The organism is Arthrobacter sp. E3 (genome assembly GCF_017353415.1).
Classification (GTDB): Bacteria; Actinomycetota; Actinomycetes; order Actinomycetales; family Micrococcaceae; genus Specibacter.
Genome location: NZ_JAFMPX010000005.1, coordinates 1 through 18234, shown reverse-complemented (window position 1 = coordinate 18234; position 18234 = coordinate 1). Strand labels below are relative to the sequence as shown.

20 protein-coding genes are annotated in these 18234 nt (G+C 61.6%); 7 read left to right on the top strand and 13 right to left on the bottom strand.

Going from position 1 to position 18234, the window contains the following annotated elements:
* Positions 1 to 128: 128 nt before the first annotated feature.
* Together dnaE and JMA46_RS03635 are read right to left on the bottom strand one after the other, a co-directional pair.
* Positions 129 to 3548: a DNA polymerase III subunit alpha gene (gene dnaE / locus JMA46_RS03640; RefSeq protein ID WP_207343940.1), complete on the bottom strand. Its 3420-nt coding sequence runs from the start codon at positions 3546 to 3548 to the stop codon at positions 129 to 131.
* Positions 3496 to 3834, bottom strand: a complete 339-nt coding sequence (locus JMA46_RS03635) for a hypothetical protein (RefSeq protein WP_207343939.1) — start codon at positions 3832 to 3834, stop codon at positions 3496 to 3498. The genes dnaE and JMA46_RS03635 overlap by 53 nt, the downstream gene beginning before the upstream one ends.
* Before the next feature lie 285 nt (positions 3835 to 4119).
* On the opposite strand from JMA46_RS03635, the gene JMA46_RS03630 reads away from it, so the two are divergent.
* Positions 4120 to 4632, top strand: coding sequence for a GNAT family N-acetyltransferase (locus JMA46_RS03630; protein WP_207343938.1), 513 nt, complete (start codon positions 4120 to 4122; stop codon positions 4630 to 4632).
* A 46-nt stretch (positions 4633 to 4678) separates the two neighbouring features.
* Here the strand turns inward: JMA46_RS03630 and JMA46_RS03625 are convergent, their stop codons facing one another.
* Positions 4679 to 5671 (bottom strand): class II glutamine amidotransferase, encoded by a 993-nt coding sequence (locus tag JMA46_RS03625; protein ID WP_247647022.1) that lies wholly within the window; start codon positions 5669 to 5671, stop codon positions 4679 to 4681.
* Positions 5672 to 5883: 212 nt separating this feature from the next.
* Between JMA46_RS03625 and JMA46_RS03620 the strand changes: the two genes are divergently transcribed.
* Positions 5884 to 7242, top strand: a complete 1359-nt coding sequence (locus JMA46_RS03620; protein WP_207343937.1) for an LCP family protein — start codon at positions 5884 to 5886, stop codon at positions 7240 to 7242.
* 15 nt (positions 7243 to 7257) lie between these two features.
* On the opposite strand, the gene JMA46_RS03615 is transcribed toward JMA46_RS03620, so the two are convergent.
* Positions 7258 to 7977, bottom strand: a complete 720-nt coding sequence (locus JMA46_RS03615; RefSeq protein WP_207343936.1) for an SOS response-associated peptidase — start codon at positions 7975 to 7977, stop codon at positions 7258 to 7260.
* Positions 7978 to 8073: 96 nt separating this feature from the next.
* On the opposite strand from JMA46_RS03615, the gene JMA46_RS03610 reads away from it, so the two are divergent.
* From JMA46_RS03610 to JMA46_RS03600, 3 genes are all read left to right on the top strand, one after another.
* Positions 8074 to 8331 carry a mycoredoxin gene (locus tag JMA46_RS03610; RefSeq protein ID WP_303389076.1) on the top strand — a complete coding sequence of 86 codons (258 nt, stop codon included), beginning with the start codon at positions 8074 to 8076 and terminating at the stop codon, positions 8329 to 8331.
* A 137-nt stretch (positions 8332 to 8468) separates the two neighbouring features.
* Complete coding sequence (locus tag JMA46_RS03605) at positions 8469 to 9554, top strand: S-(hydroxymethyl)mycothiol dehydrogenase (RefSeq protein ID WP_207343934.1); 1086 nt, start codon at positions 8469 to 8471, stop codon at positions 9552 to 9554.
* On the top strand, positions 9554 to 10174 hold the full coding sequence (locus tag JMA46_RS03600; protein ID WP_207343933.1) for an MBL fold metallo-hydrolase: 621 nt from the start codon (positions 9554 to 9556) through the stop codon (positions 10172 to 10174). The genes JMA46_RS03605 and JMA46_RS03600 overlap by 1 nt, the downstream gene beginning before the upstream one ends.
* 100 nt (positions 10175 to 10274) lie before the next feature.
* Here JMA46_RS03600 and JMA46_RS03595 read toward each other — a convergent pair whose 3' ends face one another.
* The 4 genes from JMA46_RS03595 to JMA46_RS03580 all read right to left on the bottom strand — a co-directional run bounded on the left by JMA46_RS03595 (position 10275) and on the right by JMA46_RS03580 (position 13190).
* Positions 10275 to 10988 carry a lipoate--protein ligase family protein gene (locus tag JMA46_RS03595; RefSeq protein WP_207343932.1) on the bottom strand — a complete coding sequence of 238 codons (714 nt, stop codon included), beginning with the start codon at positions 10986 to 10988 and terminating at the stop codon, positions 10275 to 10277.
* Positions 10985 to 11848, bottom strand: a complete 864-nt coding sequence (locus JMA46_RS03590) for a thioesterase family protein (RefSeq protein WP_207343931.1) — start codon at positions 11846 to 11848, stop codon at positions 10985 to 10987. The genes JMA46_RS03595 and JMA46_RS03590 overlap by 4 nt, the downstream gene beginning before the upstream one ends.
* 45 nt (positions 11849 to 11893) lie before the next feature.
* The gene (locus JMA46_RS03585; protein WP_247647020.1) at positions 11894 to 12436 is read right to left on the bottom strand and encodes a VTT domain-containing protein; all 543 of its coding nucleotides are present in this window, start codon (positions 12434 to 12436) and stop codon (positions 11894 to 11896) included.
* 187 nt (positions 12437 to 12623) lie between these two features.
* Positions 12624 to 13190, bottom strand: coding sequence for a hypothetical protein (locus JMA46_RS03580; RefSeq protein ID WP_207343930.1), 567 nt, complete (start codon positions 13188 to 13190; stop codon positions 12624 to 12626).
* Positions 13191 to 13408: 218 nt separating this feature from the next.
* Between JMA46_RS03580 and JMA46_RS03575 the strand changes: the two genes are divergently transcribed.
* Positions 13409 to 14014 carry a class I SAM-dependent methyltransferase gene (locus tag JMA46_RS03575; RefSeq protein ID WP_207343929.1) on the top strand — a complete coding sequence of 202 codons (606 nt, stop codon included), beginning with the start codon at positions 13409 to 13411 and terminating at the stop codon, positions 14012 to 14014.
* Here JMA46_RS03575 and JMA46_RS03570 read toward each other — a convergent pair.
* Positions 13993 to 15018, bottom strand: a complete 1026-nt coding sequence (locus JMA46_RS03570) for a cytochrome P450 (protein WP_207343928.1) — start codon at positions 15016 to 15018, stop codon at positions 13993 to 13995. The two genes, JMA46_RS03575 and JMA46_RS03570, sit on opposite strands and share 22 nt — an antisense overlap.
* A gap of 346 nt (positions 15019 to 15364) precedes the next feature.
* On the opposite strand from JMA46_RS03570, the gene JMA46_RS03565 reads away from it, so the two are divergent.
* A complete protein-coding gene (locus JMA46_RS03565) occupies positions 15365 to 16738 on the top strand; it encodes a reverse transcriptase family protein (RefSeq protein ID WP_207343927.1) in 1374 nt (457 codons plus the stop codon).
* Between the two features lie 38 nt (positions 16739 to 16776).
* Here the strand turns inward: JMA46_RS03565 and JMA46_RS03560 are convergent, their stop codons facing one another.
* The 4 genes from JMA46_RS03560 to JMA46_RS17575 all read right to left on the bottom strand — a co-directional run bounded on the left by JMA46_RS03560 (position 16777) and on the right by JMA46_RS17575 (position 17992).
* Entirely contained in the window at positions 16777 to 17022 is a 246-nt protein-coding gene (locus tag JMA46_RS03560; RefSeq protein ID WP_207343926.1) for a hypothetical protein, read from the bottom strand.
* A gap of 67 nt (positions 17023 to 17089) precedes the next feature.
* Positions 17090 to 17446, bottom strand: a complete 357-nt coding sequence (locus JMA46_RS03555) for a hypothetical protein (RefSeq protein WP_207343925.1) — start codon at positions 17444 to 17446, stop codon at positions 17090 to 17092.
* Complete coding sequence (locus JMA46_RS03550; RefSeq protein WP_348770053.1) at positions 17439 to 17918, bottom strand: NUDIX hydrolase; 480 nt, start codon at positions 17916 to 17918, stop codon at positions 17439 to 17441. The genes JMA46_RS03555 and JMA46_RS03550 overlap by 8 nt, the downstream gene beginning before the upstream one ends.
* Positions 17867 to 17992, bottom strand: a complete 126-nt coding sequence (locus JMA46_RS17575; RefSeq protein WP_348770055.1) for a hypothetical protein — start codon at positions 17990 to 17992, stop codon at positions 17867 to 17869. Before JMA46_RS17575 ends, JMA46_RS03550 begins: the two co-directional genes overlap by 52 nt.
* Positions 17993 to 18234 lie beyond the last annotated feature (242 nt).

Here is an 18234-nt window from a genome sequence, read left to right as displayed (position 1 = left end):
GTTGGATCCCTCGCCATCCAGTATGTGCGGGCTGGTGGCTGACTACATCCGTGCTGGCACTGGATTTTCCCGCGGTTTCACTTTTCCCGTTCTCTCTACGCCTTCTCTACTCCTTCTACTTGCTCCTTCTACTTGCTCAACAGCTCCGGCAGCAGCTCCGAGTTCTGCAGATCCCAGGCCTCCAACGCCTGCACTGTGATGCCTCGCGGGCCGGTGCGCCGTGTCACACCGCGAATCAGTAGCATGCGGGTACCAAAAAGTAGCGGCCCGGACTTTTCCTGCGCCTCGCTGAAGAAGGTGGTGTCAACACATCCGGTGCCGTCGTCAATGCTAATAAACACCACCCTTTTGCCTCCGCGCATGGGCGGTGTTTGGGTGGCCACCCGCACCCCTGCCACCATAACTTCGGTGTTGTTGCGCAGACCCAACAACTGTTCAGCTTGGCTGACACCAAGCTTGGCCAGCAGTGGTGCGTAACTTTCCATCAAGTGCCCGCTCACGTCAACGGAGAGCAAATCCAGTTCGGTGCGCACAGTCTCGGCCAGCCCCGCTGCAGGGTGTTTGGCTGCGAGCGCACCCAGTTCCACATCTTCCATGGGCAGGGCAAGCTGCCCGGCAATGGGTTCATTGCGTTTGTTGGCCTTGTGGACCGGCAGGCTGTTCACGTGGGCAATGAGGTCGGCACGGTTGGCGGTGTTCCCTGTGCTCTGTTTTGCCCGGCGGTGCAAAGAGTCAAGTGCTCCTAATTGAGCCAGCCGCTTCAGGGTGGGGCGGCTCAGCCTTCCCCTGTCGCGCAGCTCAGCCAGGGAGTTGTAGGGCTGGCCGGCAAGGATGCGCCTGAGCTCGGTGCCGGAGAGCCCGTACACCCCGGCCAGGCTCAGCCGGACGCCTGTCACGTTGTCCTCGGTGCGTTCGGCACGGTACTCACCGCTGCTGGCGTTGATGTCAAGGGGCAGAATGGGGATTCCCATGCGTCGTGCTTCTGCCACGAGCAGACGGCGCGGGTACATGCCGGGGTCGTGTTCCCACAGCCCGGCCATGAACTCGGCCGGGTGATGCGCTTTCAACCAGGCAGATTGGTAGGTGGGCACGGCGAAGGCTGCCCCGTGGGCTTTGCAGAAACCAAAACTGCCAAACGCCGCCAGAGTCCCCCACACTTCCTCAATAACAGCTTGGCTGTAGCCGCGGCTGGCGGCCTGATCCCTGAAGTACTTTTCCACTGTGGGTTCAACCGCAGGCTTCCCCAGCCCCCGCCTGAACTCGTCGGCTCTGGACAGGGTGCACCCTGTCATGGTGCTGAGAGTGCGCAGCACCTGTTCATGGAAGACCGTGACACCATGGGTTTCTTCCAACACAGGTATGAGATCGGCGTGGGCATAGTGTGCCAGCGAGAAGCCCGCCCGACTTTCCAAGAATGGTTTGACCATGTTTGATTTCATGGGTCCGGGCCGAAACAAGGAGATGTCGATAATGAGGTCACTGAATTCAGTGGGGGCCATCTTTCCCACAAGCTCACGCTGGCCCGGAGATTCGATTTGAAAACAGCCCAGCGTATGGGTGCTGCGGATCAACTCAAAGGTGGGTTCGTCGTCGAACGGGACGGCGTCAAGGTCAATACCTCCATGCTCGCTGATGAAGGGGGCGCCAAGGGCGTGCCCACCCTCCGCAGCGACGGCTTCCCGCGACGGGTGCAGGCGGATGATCTCCCGCACCGCATACGCCATGGCGCTTTGCATGCGTACGCCCAGGACATCAAGTTTGAGCATGCCCATGGCGTCCATGTCGTGTTTATCGAACTGGCTCATGGGCAGCCCCATGCCGCTGGGCTGCACAGGGGTGCGGTTAAGCAGCCCCGAGTCTCCCAAAATAACCCCGCAAGGGTGCATGGAAATATGCCGGGGCAGGCTGTCAAGACGTTCGGTGAGGTCCACCAGCAGATCAAGCTGGCCGCCTGTCCCTGACTGGCGGGAGTCGCGGACCTGGGTGGCCAGATCCCGCAGCTCGGGCTTTTCCTCCAGTGCTTCCCTGAAGGAGCCTGCCGAAAAACGCCACAGCTGTTTGGCTATCTGGTCGATCTCTCCCCTGTCCATGCCCAATGCCATACCGGCATCCCTGACGGCGCCGCGGGCACGGTAGCTGTTTTGCATGCTCATCAAAGTCACCCGCTGGGGACCAAAGCGCGCAAAGATGCCCCGGTACACATTGTGGCGTTCGGCACTTTCCACATCCAGGTCAATGTCTGGCAGGGTGGACCTGTCAGCGGAGAGAAACCTTTCAAAGAGCAGATCATTGGCGATGGGGTCCACGGCGCTGATACCCAGCAGGTAGTTGACTAGCGAGGAAGCTCCTGAACCCCTGGCCGCCCGGCGCACCCCCATGGTGTGGATCATGTCAGAAACTTCTGCCACGGTAAGAAAATAGGAGTCAAAACCCAAGCCGCCAATCGTGGCCAGCTCCGTCTCAAGCCTGTTGCGCACAGTTTGCAGCTTTGTTCCGTTGAGATTGCCAAAGCGCCGTGTAAGCCCTGCTTCGCTGCGTTGGCGCAGTTCCACGCTGGCAGGGCGCGTCAAGCCCAGCACATCCAATTCAGGGGTTGTTGGTTGTTTCCAGCCCAAGTCGGCGCTCGGATCAAGCCTGCATTTGTCCGCCAGCTGGGAGGTGTTGGCCCATAGTTGACTCAACTCGGCCTTGCCGTAGCCTCCCTGGTACACAATTTCCTTGGCTACGGCACGCATCTGGGCAGCACTTTTGAGCCAGGCTTGTCCCGTGGGCTGCAGCTCGTGGAGTTCTCCCAGCGGCATCACCAGCCGTGCCGCATCCAGGACATCCGCCGTGGGGGCGTCTTCTGCATGGGCATAGCGGGCGGCATTGCTCAGCACTGCCGGGACGTTGAACTCCTGCGCCAGCTTGAGCATCCGCACAGCATGGGTCGTACTTAACGGGGCACCGGGTGCGCTGAGGTGGCTGAGAATTTCCACGACCATGGAGCCGGCAGGCATGGCGTTGTGCCATTGCAGGAATTTTGTGCGCGGCAGGAGGTACTTGCGCCCGTGGAGCGACCTACCCACAGGAGACGCCGGGCCAAGCATCACTGTTAACGCCGGTTTCCCGGATTCCGGGTCCAGCACTCTGGCGGCCAGCTTGTCCAACGTAAGTCCCACGGGAGTGCAACTGTGCGCGGCTGAGATCAGCCGGCACAGTGCGGCATAACCGGTTCCCGGCGGCAGGAATGCCCCGCCGTGGGCGAGTACCACCACACGTCCCGTCTCCATCAGCCCATGGGGTCCCTCTTCCACCACAGCCAGGTCAACGCCAATGATGGGGTCAATGCCGGCAGCCATGCACGCCTTCACATGTTTGACTGCCCCATAGAGGCCGTCCCTGTCCGTGACGGCCAGTGCGTCGCCGTCTGCTGCAGCAACCCGCGCCAATTCCTCCGGCCAGGACACGCCAAAGTGGGCGCTGAAGGCGGATGAGCTATGCAAATGGACAAAGTTACGCACCGTCTGCCAACTCCTCCCGTTCGAACACTTCCTCCACCGCGTCATAAATCTTTATAACCCGCCAAGGTCCGGCTGGGAGATGATGGACTACATCAAGAGTCAGCTCGTCATCCATTCCTGCGCGCCGAACCTGCAACCGCCACATCTGCAAGTCCACGAGCCCCGCCCCTTCACCAGGAGGGACGCGGGATTCACTCTCCCACCAGGAACGACGCTCATACCAGCACAGGGGGTGTGGCTCAATGGAGTAGCACGCACCAGGCCAGGACAGCTGCACAAGTTCCCCATCAGGGGAACTCACCACCTCAATGCCCTCACTGAAGATGCCCATGTGCGCGTTCCATCCCCACCCAACTGCCTGAACCGCATGGCATGTTCCGGATGATCCATTCGTATTAGTACATATATTCGATTAGATTTAAGTGTACGCTCAACTCCACGCGGAAACTACCCGCCGCTTGGGCCATCCGCAGCAGCCGGCACTTGTTCTGCATGGCATGTGTGCAGGAAACGTTATGAAGTAGATAGCTGACAACGCACACAGGCGTCTAGCATTGGCTTAACGCCTTTGGTCCGGACTCGCTGCTGGCGCCACAACAACTTTAAGGAGCGTTCCATGACTGACATGGTCACCCTCATCGCCAAAACCAACCCCTTGGAACGTGAGCTCAAAACAGCATCACGGACCGTGCAGGACACCGATCTGCAACGTCTTGGCGAGCTGTACTACAGTGCCTACGATGCAGGCGCTGCCGGTGCGGGTGAAAACCTGTCCGCGGCCATGACCAACATGCGTTCCGCCATGGAGGGAAAGTACGGCCAGGTGCTCCACGAAGCCTCCCATGTGGCGCTGAATGACGACGGCGAAATCGTGGCCGCAGTGCTGGTGGTGGATCACTTCACCGGCGAAGGCGCACCCGATGCCCCGTTCATCATTGAGCTGATCACCGACCGCAATCACCGCCGCCGCGGTCTGGCTGAGGAACTTGTCCTTGCCACCATGGATACTTTGTTCAATGAAGGGCGGCACAATGTTGCCCTCAAGGTCGACTCCACCAACTCCGCAGCCCTTGCCCTGTACCTGTCCCTTAACTTCTACCGCTGGTCCCCGGACTACTCGGACGACTAAGCCAGCCAAGTACTCCCAAAACCAGCCAGTTGACGGCCGTTGCGCGTCAGCTGGCGTGTGGATGCTGAGAGGCTGCCGCGGTGGCGCCCAAGTCAGTGAGCGCCAGCAGGTGTGCCGGCACTGCTGGCAGCGGAAAGCTTGACGTGACCTGCAGCCCCTCGTCCACATGGAGCAGCTCCCCTGGCGCAAGCAGGCGCCAGCTTGGATCTGCGTCCATCGGCTCGCTGGCCACCACCACCGAGTCCTGCTCTGCCAGATCGCGGCAACGCGCTTGGATTCTTTGACTGCCGACCTGCAGCTCCCCTCCATTGCACCCGCCTGCGCAGCGTTCCAGCACATGCAACTCGTGTGTTTCCGGATAACGCAGCGCCCACAACTCCGTGTCCGTGGCAAGAATAAAATTCAGGCTGTACACCGACAGGTTGACTACGATCCACCTCAGAGCCGTGACCACTCCGGCACCAACGTCACCGCCATTGCGACGTATCTCCGCAGTGACCAGCGCAAACATTCGTTCGCTGTCGGTCTGTCCGTGAACCAGACCCGCTCCCCCACATTCAGCAATGCGTGCATCCAGCTCAGCCAAACCGTGCACCACGCCGTTGTGGGCAAAAAGCCTCCCGTCCTGCTCAAAAGGATGGGTGTTCTCCAAGGTGTGCCCACCTGTGGACGCATACCGGACGTGGGCCAGGAAGTTGGTTCCTTCCAGCGTCCTGGCTGAGCAGGCAAAATCTGCGTCCTGCCACGCGGCCATTGGCTGCTTGCTCACCGTGGGTGCTCCCTGACCGTTGAACACGCCGATCCCGGCGCCATCCGGAGCGCGGTGGCTCTGCACTGCAAGGCTGTCAGGGGCTTTCAGCAGCCAGAAGGTGGCTTTCACGGGCTCTGTTCCGGCGTGCAGTCCAAAGAGTCGGCACATGATCAGCCATCCTTTCCTGACAACCTGCGAACCGGGCCCGCCAAGTCCGCCCGCACCGACCGCCCGCACCGTCCGCCCGGCACGTGTGGTCCGTCCGGCACGGGCGGCTTCATAGGGCAAGCGTAGGTTCCTTCCACCCAATCACCAAGGCTTTTGCCTTTCTGGCAGCCGTCGCCAGCGGCTGGGAATCGGCTGGGACTTCACCGTAAATTGGGCTGTTTGGACGATTCGGGACAGTCCTCGGTGACAGGATGAGGTGGAGGCCCGGCACGGTGGCGGGTCCGTTGACAGCGGCTCGGGGTTGGGTGACGCGCATACCAAGGAGCATCACCATGAATCAGGGCATCATGAACTTGGACGAGCAGCTGAATCGTCGCAATTCCCAACGCAGACGCCGTCGGCGCATCACGCTCTCCGTACTGGCAGTGGTGGTGGCGGCTGCGCTCATCGCCGTCGGCTTCGTCGTCGTCAGTCTGGTCAATGCCAACAACAATGTGCTGCGCTCAGGCGCACTTGCGGCCGTCCACCAGGTGCCCAAGCTGGGCAAGGACACCAACATCCTTGTCATGGGGCTGGACTCGCGCGTCGATGAGATGGGCCAGCCGCTGTCCCCGGAGCTATATGACGCGCTCGACGCCGGTGACCAGTCCGTGGGCGGTTACAACGCCAACGTGCTCATGCTCATCCACATTCCGGCCGACGGGACCAAGGCCACCGCCATCTCCATCCCGCGCGACGACTACGTGGAACTCTCCGGCATCCCGGGTGGGAGCGGCACCTACGGCAAGATCAAGGAAGCGTACGGCGACGCCCTCTCCGCCGAACAGACGGCGCTGCTTGCAGCCGGCATGCCCAATGACAACACCACGTACCAGCAGGCACGCGACGCCGGCCGGGCGTCCGAGATCGAGACCGTCTCGACTTTCCTGGGCAACGTCCACGTCGATAATTTCGTGGAGGTGACCATGGCAGCCTTCTACGAGGTGGCCCAGGCGGTTGCCCCCATCACCGTCTGTACGCTCAACGCCACCAAGGACACGTATTCCGGAGCGAACTTCATGGCCGGCCTGCAGCAGATCGACGCCAAGCAGGCCATGGCGTACGTGCGCCAGCGCCGCGACACCTCGGATCCCAGCTATGCTTTTTCCGACCTGGACCGCGAGCGCCGGCAGCAGGCATTCGTCGTCGACGTCATCCACCAGCTCAAGCAGGCCGGCACGTTCACGAACATCCCGAAGATGGAAGCGGTGCTCAACGCCGTCAGCAGCAACATCGTGGTGAACAATGGTCTGAATCTCATCACGCTGATCCAGCAGGCGACCTCCATCACGGGCGGGAACATCACGTTCACCACCTTGCCCATCACCGGTTTTGGCACCGCACCCAACGGCGAGTCCATCAACCTTGTGGATGTGGCCCAGGTGCAGGCGACGGTCCAGCAGCTCCTGGCCCCGGCACCGGTAGCGTCCCCCACAGCCGCAGCTGGAGCCAAGGCTGCAGCCCCAGGCACACCTACAGTTCAAGGCACGACGGCGTCACCCGGCACCGCGTCCGCCGCGCCAGCTCCATCGGCCTCGCCATCTGTGCCAGCCAAGGCAACTGCGCCGGCCAAGGCTCCTGCCGAGGCCACCACCACCTACTCGGACTGGACAGGTTCGCTCGCTGGCGGCAGCATCCCCTGCGTCAAGTGAGGCGCTGGGCTTCCGTCAGCAGACCGGGACTGTGAGCTCCGGTGAATTGTTGCGCACGTTGCCGACGTCGGGCCCCACCGGGTCAAGCTGCCATGCGGCGGCCAGTTGGTGGGCTTCGGCCAAGACCATGTCCAAGAGCCCGGCAGCCTCCCCAGGGGCAGGGTTGAGCCATTCGGCCATGGCCTCGCGGTCCAGTGGGACCGGGAGCCTGTCATGGAGGGTGGAAAGTTCCCCCTCGGGTGGCGATTCCATGGTCAAGATGGTGCAGGAGAGCAGCCAGGCTTCCGGGTCGGCGTCGTCCTTTCCGGGGTCCTTCCACCATTCGTACAGTCCGGCGAAGGTGATGAGCGAGCCATCCTTCGTGTGCACAAAGTACGGTTGCTTCTTGCCGTCGGGAAGTTTCTTCCACTCGTAGTAGCCCTCCACCGGGACTGCGCATCGCCGCGCCTTGGCAGCGGCACGGAACGTGGGCTTTTCCAGCACCGTCTCGCTGCGGGCGTTGAAGGCGCGCACGGCGACGCCGGGATCCTTCGCCCAACGTGGCACCAGCCCCCACTTGGCCACGTGCACCTGCCGGTGCAGAACGCCGTCGACCAGCCGTTCAAGGACTATGGGCACATCCGTGGTCGGGGCCACGTTCCAGGAGGCCCGCAGTTCCAGGTTGGCGTCGGCTTCCGCTTCGAGCTCGGCCACCAGGTCACCGACGGCCCTTGCCATGACGTATCGTCCACACATGCAATCCATGGTGGCACAAATCAGGGAATATGCACCCGACCAGGTAGCGTTGTCATGGATAGCAACCTCAACAACCCCCTTCAAGGAGTACTCCCCGTGGATTTCACCCCCGACGTCGGCACCATCACCATGTTTTCAACTGTTTGGTGCGGCTACTGCAAACGCCTGAAGAAGCAGCTTGACGCCTCGGGCATCGGCTACACGGAGATCAACATCGAAGACGTCCCCGGCACTGCCGAACTCGTTGAAAGCCTCAATGGTGGAAATCAGACGGTCCCCACGATCCTTTACCCCGACGGCTCGGCAGCCACCAACCCGTCACTGAACGACGTCAAGGTCAAGCTGGGCGTCTAGCCAACCAAACGCTCTGACGGGAATGCGGGGCGGCGCAACATCGGGCTTTTATGCACCCCCTGTGATAGACAATCAATAGGCAATAGCCATCCGGTAGCGGTGTACCGCAGCCGGCAAGAACGTTCAAGGAGTTGTCAGTGGTTCACAAGGTCAAGGGCGCAGTTGTGCTCAGCAAGAATGCCCCCGTCACACTCGAAACCATTCTGGTTCCCGATCCGGGCCCGGGCGAGGCCCTTGTGGACATCCTCACCAGCGGAGTATGCCACACGGACCTGCACTACAAGCTTGGCGGCATCAGCGATGACTTCCCGTTCCTGCTGGGCCATGAGGCCACCGGCGTGGTTAGCGCCGTCGGCGATGGCGTCACGAACGTGGTCCCCGGCGACAGGGTCATCCTTAACTGGCGTGCCGTCTGCGGCACGTGCCGCGCCTGTGCAAAGGGGCAGCCGCAGTACTGCTTCGACACGGCCAACGCCACGCAAAAAATGACGCTTGAGGACGGCACCGTCCTCTCCCCCGCGCTGGGCATCGGTGCCTTCATTGAAAAGACCCTCGTCGCCGCCGGGCAGTGCACCAAGGTCGACGACGACGTCGATCCCGGCGCCGTCGGCCTCCTCGGTTGCGGCGTCATGGCAGGCATTGGGGCCGCCATCAACACCGGCTGCGTGAAGCGCGGCGATTCCGTGGCCGTCATTGGCTGCGGCGGCGTTGGCACAGCCGCTATCGCCGGTGCGGCACTGGCAGGGGCCACCACCATCATCGCCGTGGACCGCGACCCCAAGAAGCTGGCAGCAGCCAAGAAGCTCGGCGCCACGCACACTGTGGATGCCACTGCCGAGGACGCCGTCACCGCCATCCAGGGCCTCACCGGAGGCTTCGGTGAAGATGTGGTGATTGACGCCGTCGGACGTCCGGAAACGTACAAGCAGGCGTTCTACGCCCGCGACTTGGCCGGTACCGTGGTACTGGTGGGTGTACCCAACCCGGAGATGATGTTGGAGCTGCCACTGGCCGATGTGTTTGGCCGCGGCGGATCGCTGAAATCCTCCTGGTACGGCGACTGCCTGCCCTCCCGCGACTTCCCCATGCTTGTTGACCTGTACAAGCAGGGCAAACTGGACCTGGATGCATTCGTCACCGAACGCATCGGCATCAATGACATCGAGGCCGCCTTCACGAAAATGGGCGAAGGCTCCGTGCTGCGATCGGTGGTGGAGCTGTAATGGCCGCACACATTGACCGTCTGGTCACCTCCGGCACATTCTCGCTCGACGGCGGAACCTGGGACGTGGACAACAACGTCTGGCTCGTGGGGGACGACTCCGAGGTGCTGGTCATTGACCCGGCACACGACCCTCAGGCCATACTGGCTGCCGTGGGCAAGCGCACCGTCAAGGCTGTGCTGCTGACCCACGGCCACGACGACCACATCCGTCATGCCCGCGAGTTTGCCGGCTTGGCCGGGGCCCCCGTGTTCATGAACCCGGAGGATCAAATGCTCTGGGAGGACATCTACCCGGGCACGACGCCGGACTCAGCCATCGCCGACGGGGATACGTTCGAGATCGCCGGCACCGAGCTGGTGGCCCTGCACACCCCCGGCCACTCGCCCGGTTCGACGTGTTTCTACGCCGAGTCGCTGGGTACCGTTTTCACCGGCGACACACTTTTCAACGGCGGTCCCGGGGCTACCGGGCGCTCGTATAGTGACTTCCCCACCATCGTGAAGTCAATCACCGAGCGGCTGCTGACGCTGCCAGCTGAAACCGTTGTCAACACCGGTCACGGCGACTCCACCAGCATTGCCGACGAGAAGCCGGGCATCCTGGCCGAAGGGCAATAACTGCTCCACGAAGAACTGGCACCACATCACAAGGGCCGCGCAGCTGATGCTGCGCGGCCCTTGTTTTGTGGTGTTCTGAAGACGCTGCTGCGCTTGGGCGTCATGTGCCGCTGAGCTGCGTGTGCTGCGTGTAGGCCGCCAGGATGGCCGCTTCCACGTCCTCCACCGTGAGTCCCGGGAGCAGGTCTTCGGCCGCGCCGGCGGTGGACGGGTCCCAGTCCAGGCCGAGTGCCGCATAGCTGTCAATAAGGACTTGGCGGATGGGTTCCGATTTTTCCACCACGATGACGGAGCTGAACAGCCATGCCCCGGAGACCACGCGTTGCGCCGTGCCGACCAGCTTGATGCTGGCGGCTGCGTTCCTGCCATACACGCTGTACTCGCCCGGGCAGTATTCACCGGGGATTTCACCGACGCCGGCGTCCAGACCCAGCGACTGCAGGGCCTGGCCAAACAAGTCCCCAAAGAACCCGAAGCGCGCCTTGGCTCCGACAATGGCATCGTCCTGGGGTTGGATGTGGTCAACGATCAGGGTGCCCCGGTGGTAGGCAGCGGCCCTACCCCCTGCACGCCGGACGGCTGGCACAAAACCGTTGTTTCGTGAGGCCTGCTCAGCAGCGGCAAAGCCGGGCAGCCTGGTGTCCCGCTGGCCGAACGCCACGGTGGGCTCGGGCCGGTACAGGCGCAGCATGGCGTTCTGACGCCTATCCTTCACCTCTGCAAGAAGGTCCAGGGCATGGTTCAGGTCGGCTTCGGCTCCCTGGTTGACCAACTGTTTGTGGACTTCAAGGCGTGGGGCAAGCAGCGAGCTCACTGGTTGTGCGGGATGGGACGCAGGGTCAGGATCTGCTCTGAGCGCCCGAAGGGGCCTTGCTCGTCATGCAGCACGGATGAGGTGAGGCCCACGCCGTCGCCGGCAAACGTCACCGTGGAGTCCAGCCCCAGCCACTCACCGACAGGTTCCCGGTAGATGTGCAAGGACAGATCCACATTGGGGAACATGAAACTACCCGGTTCGGGCAGAATACGCGCAGCCACACCGTTGGCACTGTCCGCCAGCCCCAGGAGCCGAACCAGCGCTGAGGAGTGTTCGCCGCCGTCGAGCATGGTGTGCGGGCTGCGCAGCCAGGCACGTCCGTGCCCCTTGCGGTGGCCCGGAAGTGTTCGCCCTTCAATGGACTTGATGAACCCACCGGGCCACGTGTTCAGCCCCGACCAGGCCACTGATTCATCAAGTGGCTCAAGGGGCTTGTCTTCAAAGGCTTCGACGACGGACGAGTCGCCGCGTTGCAGCCGCCAGGCAGTGCCCCGGACAGCCACCCGGCCGTCGGCGATCAATTCAGCCTGCAGCAGCTCGATAGTTTTGCCGGGGCGCAGCAGGGTCGTTTCAATGCTGAATTCGCCAGCCGGGATCAGGCCCAGAATGTCAAAGCTGAGCCGGACAAGTCGCATGTCGGTGCGGGGCTGAAACTGCTCCAAAGCGTGCACCATAATACCGGTCACCGGGGCCATATGTTGTTCGTGAGCGTTCCAAGCACCCTGTGCGTGAATGGTGGATGCGTAGCGGTTCCCACCCAAGTGGCGGTAGTAGGACGCGGTGTCAGCGACTGCGGTTGCTGCTGCAGTTGCCGTTGCAGCAGATTCGGCAGTTAAGCATGTGGTTGTTTCCGGCATGGCTATGACTCTACCGGCAGCAGCGCAGCGATTCGCACACGGCGTCTACGCCTGCAACGTTGGCTTGACGGCCAATTCCTGGCCCATGACCGGGCAATCTTCCAAGGCGCTCTGATCCAGCTTACGGATCCTTGAGACGCGAAACAGGTGCACACCCAGCGCTGCGGCGGCAGCGAGCAGAACAAGGACGATCAAGGAAAGCGGGGATCCGGCAGCAGCGGCAAGGGCGGCGTCAAATGCGGCAAGCCCGATGGTGGCGTATATGCAGGCCCACGCGATGGATCCAACCACGGTTGCCGGAATGTAGCGGCGCAACGGCATCCGGCCCAGTCCGGCAGACATGTTGACGGCAGTCTGGACCCCAATGGTCAGAAAGCTCACGCTGACAGCAGCGGTTCCCCAGCGGGCAATGACTTTTTCCGCCCGGATCACGGATGGGGCGTCCAAGTACTTTTGCAGCTTGGTTTTGCGCCCTCCGGCAGCCAATGCCCGTCCTGTCCAATATGTGGCGTTGGAACGCAGCATCACAATGACAAACAGGATCAAAAAGGCCCAGACAAAGGGGAGGGAGACAATGCTGTCCATCATGAGCGTTCGCTGCCCCCTGGGTCAGGAAGAATATAGCTAGGGAATTCTAGTCTGTTGATCTCCTCCCATGGTAGCGAAGGCAAGCCAGGTTGCCCTAATTTTCCGCACGTGAGACTGGTCGCTACAGTCCTTTCAAGGACTGTCCCGAATCAGCTGTGCACCACCAAGTGCGGTGCATATTTTCGATCTACTTTCGTGCTGGACCCCGAAATCGCGCCGGTGGACGTGCAACTAATAACCAGTGGTATTTTTTGGGCAGCAAGCCCGCGAGGGCTGACAGGCCAAAGATGACGCAAAGTACTCCCACAAAACCGGTGAAACCGTCGCTCAGTGGCTCGATAACGAGGTAAAGGCCAAGGCCGAGACTGGTTGCACCAAAACCGACGCCCCACCTGCGGCCGCTCTTCTTGTACGACTCGTCATGTGAAACCCCATACTTCGACGGCGTCCCTCTCACGTTTCCTGTCGGGTCCGGTTCAGTCTGGGTGGGTCCGGGAACGACGGCGCCAAATTCTCCCACCCACTGGCCAGTCCCTACTTCCGGGCAGTGATCGTGCACGCTCTCCTTTATCGCAGCGAAGTCCGCGGGTGATCCCCGGTACATCATTTTGGAAAGGCTCACGTCGAAGTCCACGTAACCACCTGCCCAGTAGGCGTCATAGCGGACCAGGCGCACAGGGCGGTGCCGCCACCTTGAGGGTCGGGTGAAGGCCATCGCACGGACGGCGAGGGGATGATCCACAGTTTCAGGCATGGATCGATAGTTGCACATTGAGTGGTTTCTTGTTCGTGGAGGCGATTTTGGCTGCCAAGGCGGTGGAGTGACCTAGCCGAAAAATATCGTGAACGACGACGGGGCCCTCCATTGCAAAGATGGGAGGCAGGCAGGTTGACCCCTCCTGCACTGTGCTGCGCGGAGCGCAGTGTGGCGCGGTTGGGACCGGGAAAGTCTGGCAGCGGTAGCCTTGGCCCATGGACAGTGAAAATTTGTGGGAAGCGAAGAATCGAGCGGAACCCGGCCATTCGGCTAGGTATGTGGCCCAGTTTGCCGCGTTGCGTGCCGACGGTGTCGATGTTCACGGTGAGGCCAGGATGGCTGATGCATTGCTCGCCCGCTCCGGCCGGATCTTGGATGCCGGGTGCGGCATGGGCAGGATTGGTGGGGAATTGGCACGTAGGGGGCACCGCGTGGTGGGCGTGGACCTTGATCCCGAACTGGTCGCAGCCGCGCGAAACGACCATCCGGACGTCGATTGGAGACTGGGCGACCTAAGTGCGTTGTCCCTACCCGGTGAGACGTTTGATTTGATCTTGTGCGCCGGAAACGTGCTGACGTTTCTTGCCCCAGGAACAGCGCCGGCTGTGCTTGCTCATTTCAGGGAACACCTGGCGCACGATGGCCGGGTGGTGGTGGGCTTTGGTGCGGGACGCGGCTACGACTTTGTAGATTTTTTCAGCGATGTCCAAGGCGCAGGATTGCGCGTTTCCGGGAGCTTCTCCACATGGCAGCTGCACCCATTCGCAGAGGATTCAGACTATTTGGTGGCTCTCCTGGATCATCCCTTCGTGGAAGCCTGAACGGCTGGAAACTCTTTCTTGGTAAGGATGACGTGAACGCTGCCAAAGTCGCCCAGCGGAGCTGTTTCGCGCACATTCTCCAAGCCCGGAGCAGGCATGATCGCCGTTGTTTGGTATAGCAGTTCAACGGTTGCAACCCGCAGCTCCCTGGTGGACAGACCACGGCCCGGGCAGACGTGTTTGTCAATGGCGTAGACAAGGTTGCTGGCTGCATTCTGGGTGGGACGGTAGGCGTCGGGGTCGCCAAACACTGCGGGATCCCGATTTGCTTCCACCCAGTCCAAGTACACCCTTCGGCCTGCCTCGATGCTGTGCCCGTCCAGTTCCAGCGTCTGGATGGTTTTGCGCCGGTTGGACAGGAACGGGTTCTCGATGCGCAGCATTTCATCAGTGGCAGCATCCAAGAAAGCAGTGTCTGTGCCAGCTGGAATCAATAACTGGCTGCGAAGTTCCGTCTGCAGCTCAGGATTCTGCGCCAGATGGTTGACAATGCTGCCCACGCAGCGGGATATGCTGCCCAGGTCCCCCGCCGTCCAGTTGCGCAGAATACTGACGATCTCCGTCAGCAACAGAGGTGCGTTGCCCACAAAGTCGTCAGCCAGCTCGCCACTCCCTGTTGCCGCATGGTTGTCTCCGATCCACTGCAACAACGGGTCCTCCAGCACAGCCGGCCACCCGAGCCATTGGCTTTGCGCCCGCACGGCGTAGCGCCGCCCCAACCCACCGACTACGTCCACGGGCATGTCTGACGGGATGCCCGCAACGAGATCCTCGGCCGCTGCCTGACAGATGGGCGCAATCGTCGCAGTACGTTCGGGGGCCATGTACTTGTCCACCACGGCACGGTAGAGGGTGTGTTCGGCCCCGTCCATGCCGTTGGGCACGTTCAGGTGGCTGGACACTGCGGAGGAGAAGGTCTCCGGATCCAGCGCTGCGGCCATAACCTCAGCGTGGCGGTGAAGCCACAGTGGTTTGAGCGGTGTTTTTTCACTGGGCGCAGGCATCTTTTTACCGTAATGAACTTTCGGAGCCGCTAATGACACGGTTGCACAGCCAGCAGTTTCGCGCTTCTATGCACGCTTCTGAACCACCAACCCTGCACCGGCTCCCACCCTACGTGTTAGCGTTTCGAGTAGACGGAGGCTTCCCGACGAGGTGGAACTGCACTCGTGCAGGTTCCTCCCCGGGGCTACCCCGGGGCACGTAGTACCGCTCGAGAAGGCGCCGCGGGTGGGGGCTCTGCGCTCCGCGCAGCACACCACCCGCACCGACAGACAGGTCGTCTGGAAGCCTCCGTCGCTTCATGACCTGGCTGAAATCACTACCGGGACACGGAAGGAAGCTACGGGGATGACCAACGACTACAAGGCCGCACAGGTCCTCGCCCACACGCCGCATCCCACCCCCGCGATCGTGGCAACAGCTTTGTCTCACGCCTTTCTTGCTGCACCGGATTGGACGGTGGAAGCGCTGGTATCCGCCGGTGCCGAAGTGCTGGGAGCACGACGACGTTGGCTGGGTCCGCTGGTTCGGGCCGTGGTGTGTGCCTACCACCGCAAACCCGCTGACGCACTACGCGAACTGGCCGCCCACATAGGAGCCAGCGAACCCTTCGCCGCTGCCGTGGACAAGGCACATGATCAACGCAAACCCCTCCGTTTGGCAGCCTACGCAGTGGCAGAACCAGAGCTGCGGGAAGGAACCCACCCTGTTCCCGAGGTCGCAGGGTTGGAGCAGTTGGCTGCAGTTCTTGGCGTGAAGCTGGGCGAGCTGGAGTGGTTTGCCGACACCCGCCATTTGAACAGGCTGGCCAGCCGGAGCTGTTTGCAGCACTACCGATACATGTGGCGAGAACGACCCGGCAGGACCCCAAGGTTGTTGGAGATTCCCGGGCTCAGGCTGCGGAGCATCCAACGAAAAGTGCTGCATGGGCTCCTTGCTCCCATTCCGCTGCACAATGCAGCGCACGGTTTCGTCCCGGGACGAAGTGCATCCAGCGGAGCGGCACTGCATACGGGTGCCGACGTGCTCATTTCGATGGACCTGCTGAGCTTTTTTGCCAATGTCACCGCTGGAAAAGTGTTTGGGGCGCTGCGACAGTCAGGATATCCGGAAGCGGTGGCTCACCGTCTGACCGGACTGTGCACCCATATAGTTCCACCCCGGGTCATCAGCTCCATGCCCCCGGGCGGGAGCGCTGCCGAACGCTTTGCCCTCACGCAAGCATTGCGGCTCCCCCACTTGCCACAGGGTGCACCGACCTCCCCTGCATTGGCAAATTTGGCACTGCGGCGGCTGGACTCCAGGCTGCAGGGGTGGGCGGAGGCCGCCGGGGCCAAATACACCCGCTATGCCGACGACCTTGGATTCAGTGGCGGTCCCGCCTTGGCCAGGCGTACCGAGCGTTTCCTTCGGGGCGCAAAGCACATTGCGGCCGATGAGGGGCATAAACTCAACGAACGCAAGACCAGAGTCCGGCCACGCAGCACCCGCCAGCAGGTCACCGGTATAGTAGTGAACCAGCATCTCAACGCTCCGCGCCGTGAATTCGATGCGCTGAAGGCGATTCTGCACAACTGCATGCTCTTCGGGCCGGAGTCACAGAACCGGGCCGATCACACCGATTTCCGCGCCCATCTGCTGGGCCGCATTACGTGGATGGAGTCGTTGAACTCAGCGCGGAGCGTCCGGCTGCGACGCGACTTCGACCGGATCAGCTGGTAGCACCAGTCGCTGTTGAGGAACTAACTCCACCGCATTCTCTACCCATGCCAGGTGATCGCATCATTGATCGACCCCGCCAACCGGCGCACCGAAGCTATGCCGGACGGATCGGAAGATGTGAAGGCTGCTTCCTGCGTTCGCACCACCTCGTCCACCTTCTCCCAGGGTATCCAGCAAAAGACATCGTCAATCTGACTCTGGAGCCGTTCCACATCCAGCTGGCTGTTGCGAGTCTCTTCCACAACAGATAGAAGTTCACCAAGTACTGCTTCCTCGATGGTCATTCGGCCACGCCCTGAGACCAACACGTTGGGCTTGACACCCAACAGCAAAACGATGGGCAACCGGTTTTCAGCGTGTGCCATAGCAGCGACATATTCCCGTGCCAGCTGGGCTGGCTGGAATGAGTTGGAACGGATGCGCTTGGCCTCCACGAGTAAGGGGCAGGTCACCGGGAAGGAAACTCACGCTCGCGATCTCAATGTCTGAGATCAGCACCGCCCTGGCCTGTTCTGCACCGTGGGCAGCACCAATGACAGCTCCCAAAAAATGCATCCGAGGCAGAAAGTCGAAGGCCATGAGCATCTCGGCCGTGAGCACATTCTCCCTGCCCCTACCGCCAGTTCGGTAATGTGTGGCGCGTTCCCAAAAGATCTCCTGAAGCAGCCTCCCCACCACGGAGCGCTGCCCGGGCTGCGGCTCAGCCACGCCTTTCCAGACGCTCCCGCAATACTGGCCATGCCGCAGCGAACCCAGGATGCAACTGCAGGGATTCAACTTCTGCAGGCGGCACCCACTCAAGGGCAATGCTCTCGGGATCATTGACGATGGCTTCGAAGCTCTCCACCACACGGACCGCGACTGTGGTGTACGTCCAGTAGCCCACGTCATACAAGGAGGTGAAGAGAACCTCAACCTTGTCGGCGGGCACCCCAGCTTCCTCCCATGCCTCTCTCAAGGCTCCGTCAACAGCACTTTCTCCTTGATGGCGGGCGCCCCCAGGCAGACCCCATGTACCGCCGTGGTCCGACCAGATAGCCCGGTGCTGCAACAGTATTCCCCGTTCGGAGTCCACTACCAGCAAGCCAGCAGAACCGAACCTGCCCCAGAATTTCCCAGCGTCGCCCTCTACCCAGGCATCGCCGGGATCTCGTGGGCCAGCAAGCCTGCTAGGACGCACAGCAGCCGCAGCATCCTGAATAAATCGAGCTGACGTGCTTGCTGCATCCAGACGTTTCTGGGAAGAATCTTCATCCATATTCCTCACGCTATCAAGTCCGCGAACCTCGGCAGGTACCGATGTCTGTGGTTCTACTCTAGGCCTCGTTTGCACTCGGCCGGGTGTGTTGTCAGTTTTGGGTGTTGGGGTTGTTTTTGCTCAGGCCGTGGTGGTAGGTGTTGCGCCGTGGTGTTTGGGTGGGATCGATTAGGTACGGGGCGGTGAAGCAGGGCGTTCCTTGCACCAGTGCCAGGGTCCATTCACTATGGTGAATCAG

Coding starts and splice junctions, on each gene's coding strand:
- JMA46_RS03560 (WP_207343926.1), bottom strand. CDS start 17,022: ATGACCATCGAGGAAGCAGTACTTGGTGAACTTCTATCTGTTGTGGAA.
- JMA46_RS03565 (WP_207343927.1), top strand. CDS start 15,365: ATGACCAACGACTACAAGGCCGCACAGGTCCTCGCCCACACGCCGCAT.
- JMA46_RS03590 (WP_207343931.1), bottom strand. CDS start 11,848: ATGCCGGAAACAACCACATGCTTAACTGCCGAATCTGCTGCAACGGCA.
- JMA46_RS03575 (WP_207343929.1), top strand. CDS start 13,409: ATGGACAGTGAAAATTTGTGGGAAGCGAAGAATCGAGCGGAACCCGGC.
- JMA46_RS03615 (WP_207343936.1), bottom strand. CDS start 7,977: ATGTGTGGACGATACGTCATGGCAAGGGCCGTCGGTGACCTGGTGGCC.
- JMA46_RS03635 (WP_207343939.1), bottom strand. CDS start 3,834: ATGGGCATCTTCAGTGAGGGCATTGAGGTGGTGAGTTCCCCTGATGGG.
- JMA46_RS03580 (WP_207343930.1), bottom strand. CDS start 13,190: ATGCCTGAAACTGTGGATCATCCCCTCGCCGTCCGTGCGATGGCCTTC.
- JMA46_RS03620 (WP_207343937.1), top strand. CDS start 5,884: ATGAATCAGGGCATCATGAACTTGGACGAGCAGCTGAATCGTCGCAAT.
- JMA46_RS17575 (WP_348770055.1), bottom strand. CDS start 17,992: ATGAAGATTCTTCCCAGAAACGTCTGGATGCAGCAAGCACGTCAGCTC.
- JMA46_RS03570 (WP_207343928.1), bottom strand. CDS start 15,018: ATGCCTGCGCCCAGTGAAAAAACACCGCTCAAACCACTGTGGCTTCAC.
- JMA46_RS03585 (WP_247647020.1), bottom strand. CDS start 12,436: ATGATGGACAGCATTGTCTCCCTCCCCTTTGTCTGGGCCTTTTTGATC.
- JMA46_RS03630 (WP_207343938.1), top strand. CDS start 4,120: ATGACTGACATGGTCACCCTCATCGCCAAAACCAACCCCTTGGAACGT.
- dnaE (WP_207343940.1), bottom strand. CDS start 3,548: ATGACGCGGTGGAGGAAGTGTTCGAACGGGAGGAGTTGGCAGACGGTG.
- JMA46_RS03600 (WP_207343933.1), top strand. CDS start 9,554: ATGGCCGCACACATTGACCGTCTGGTCACCTCCGGCACATTCTCGCTC.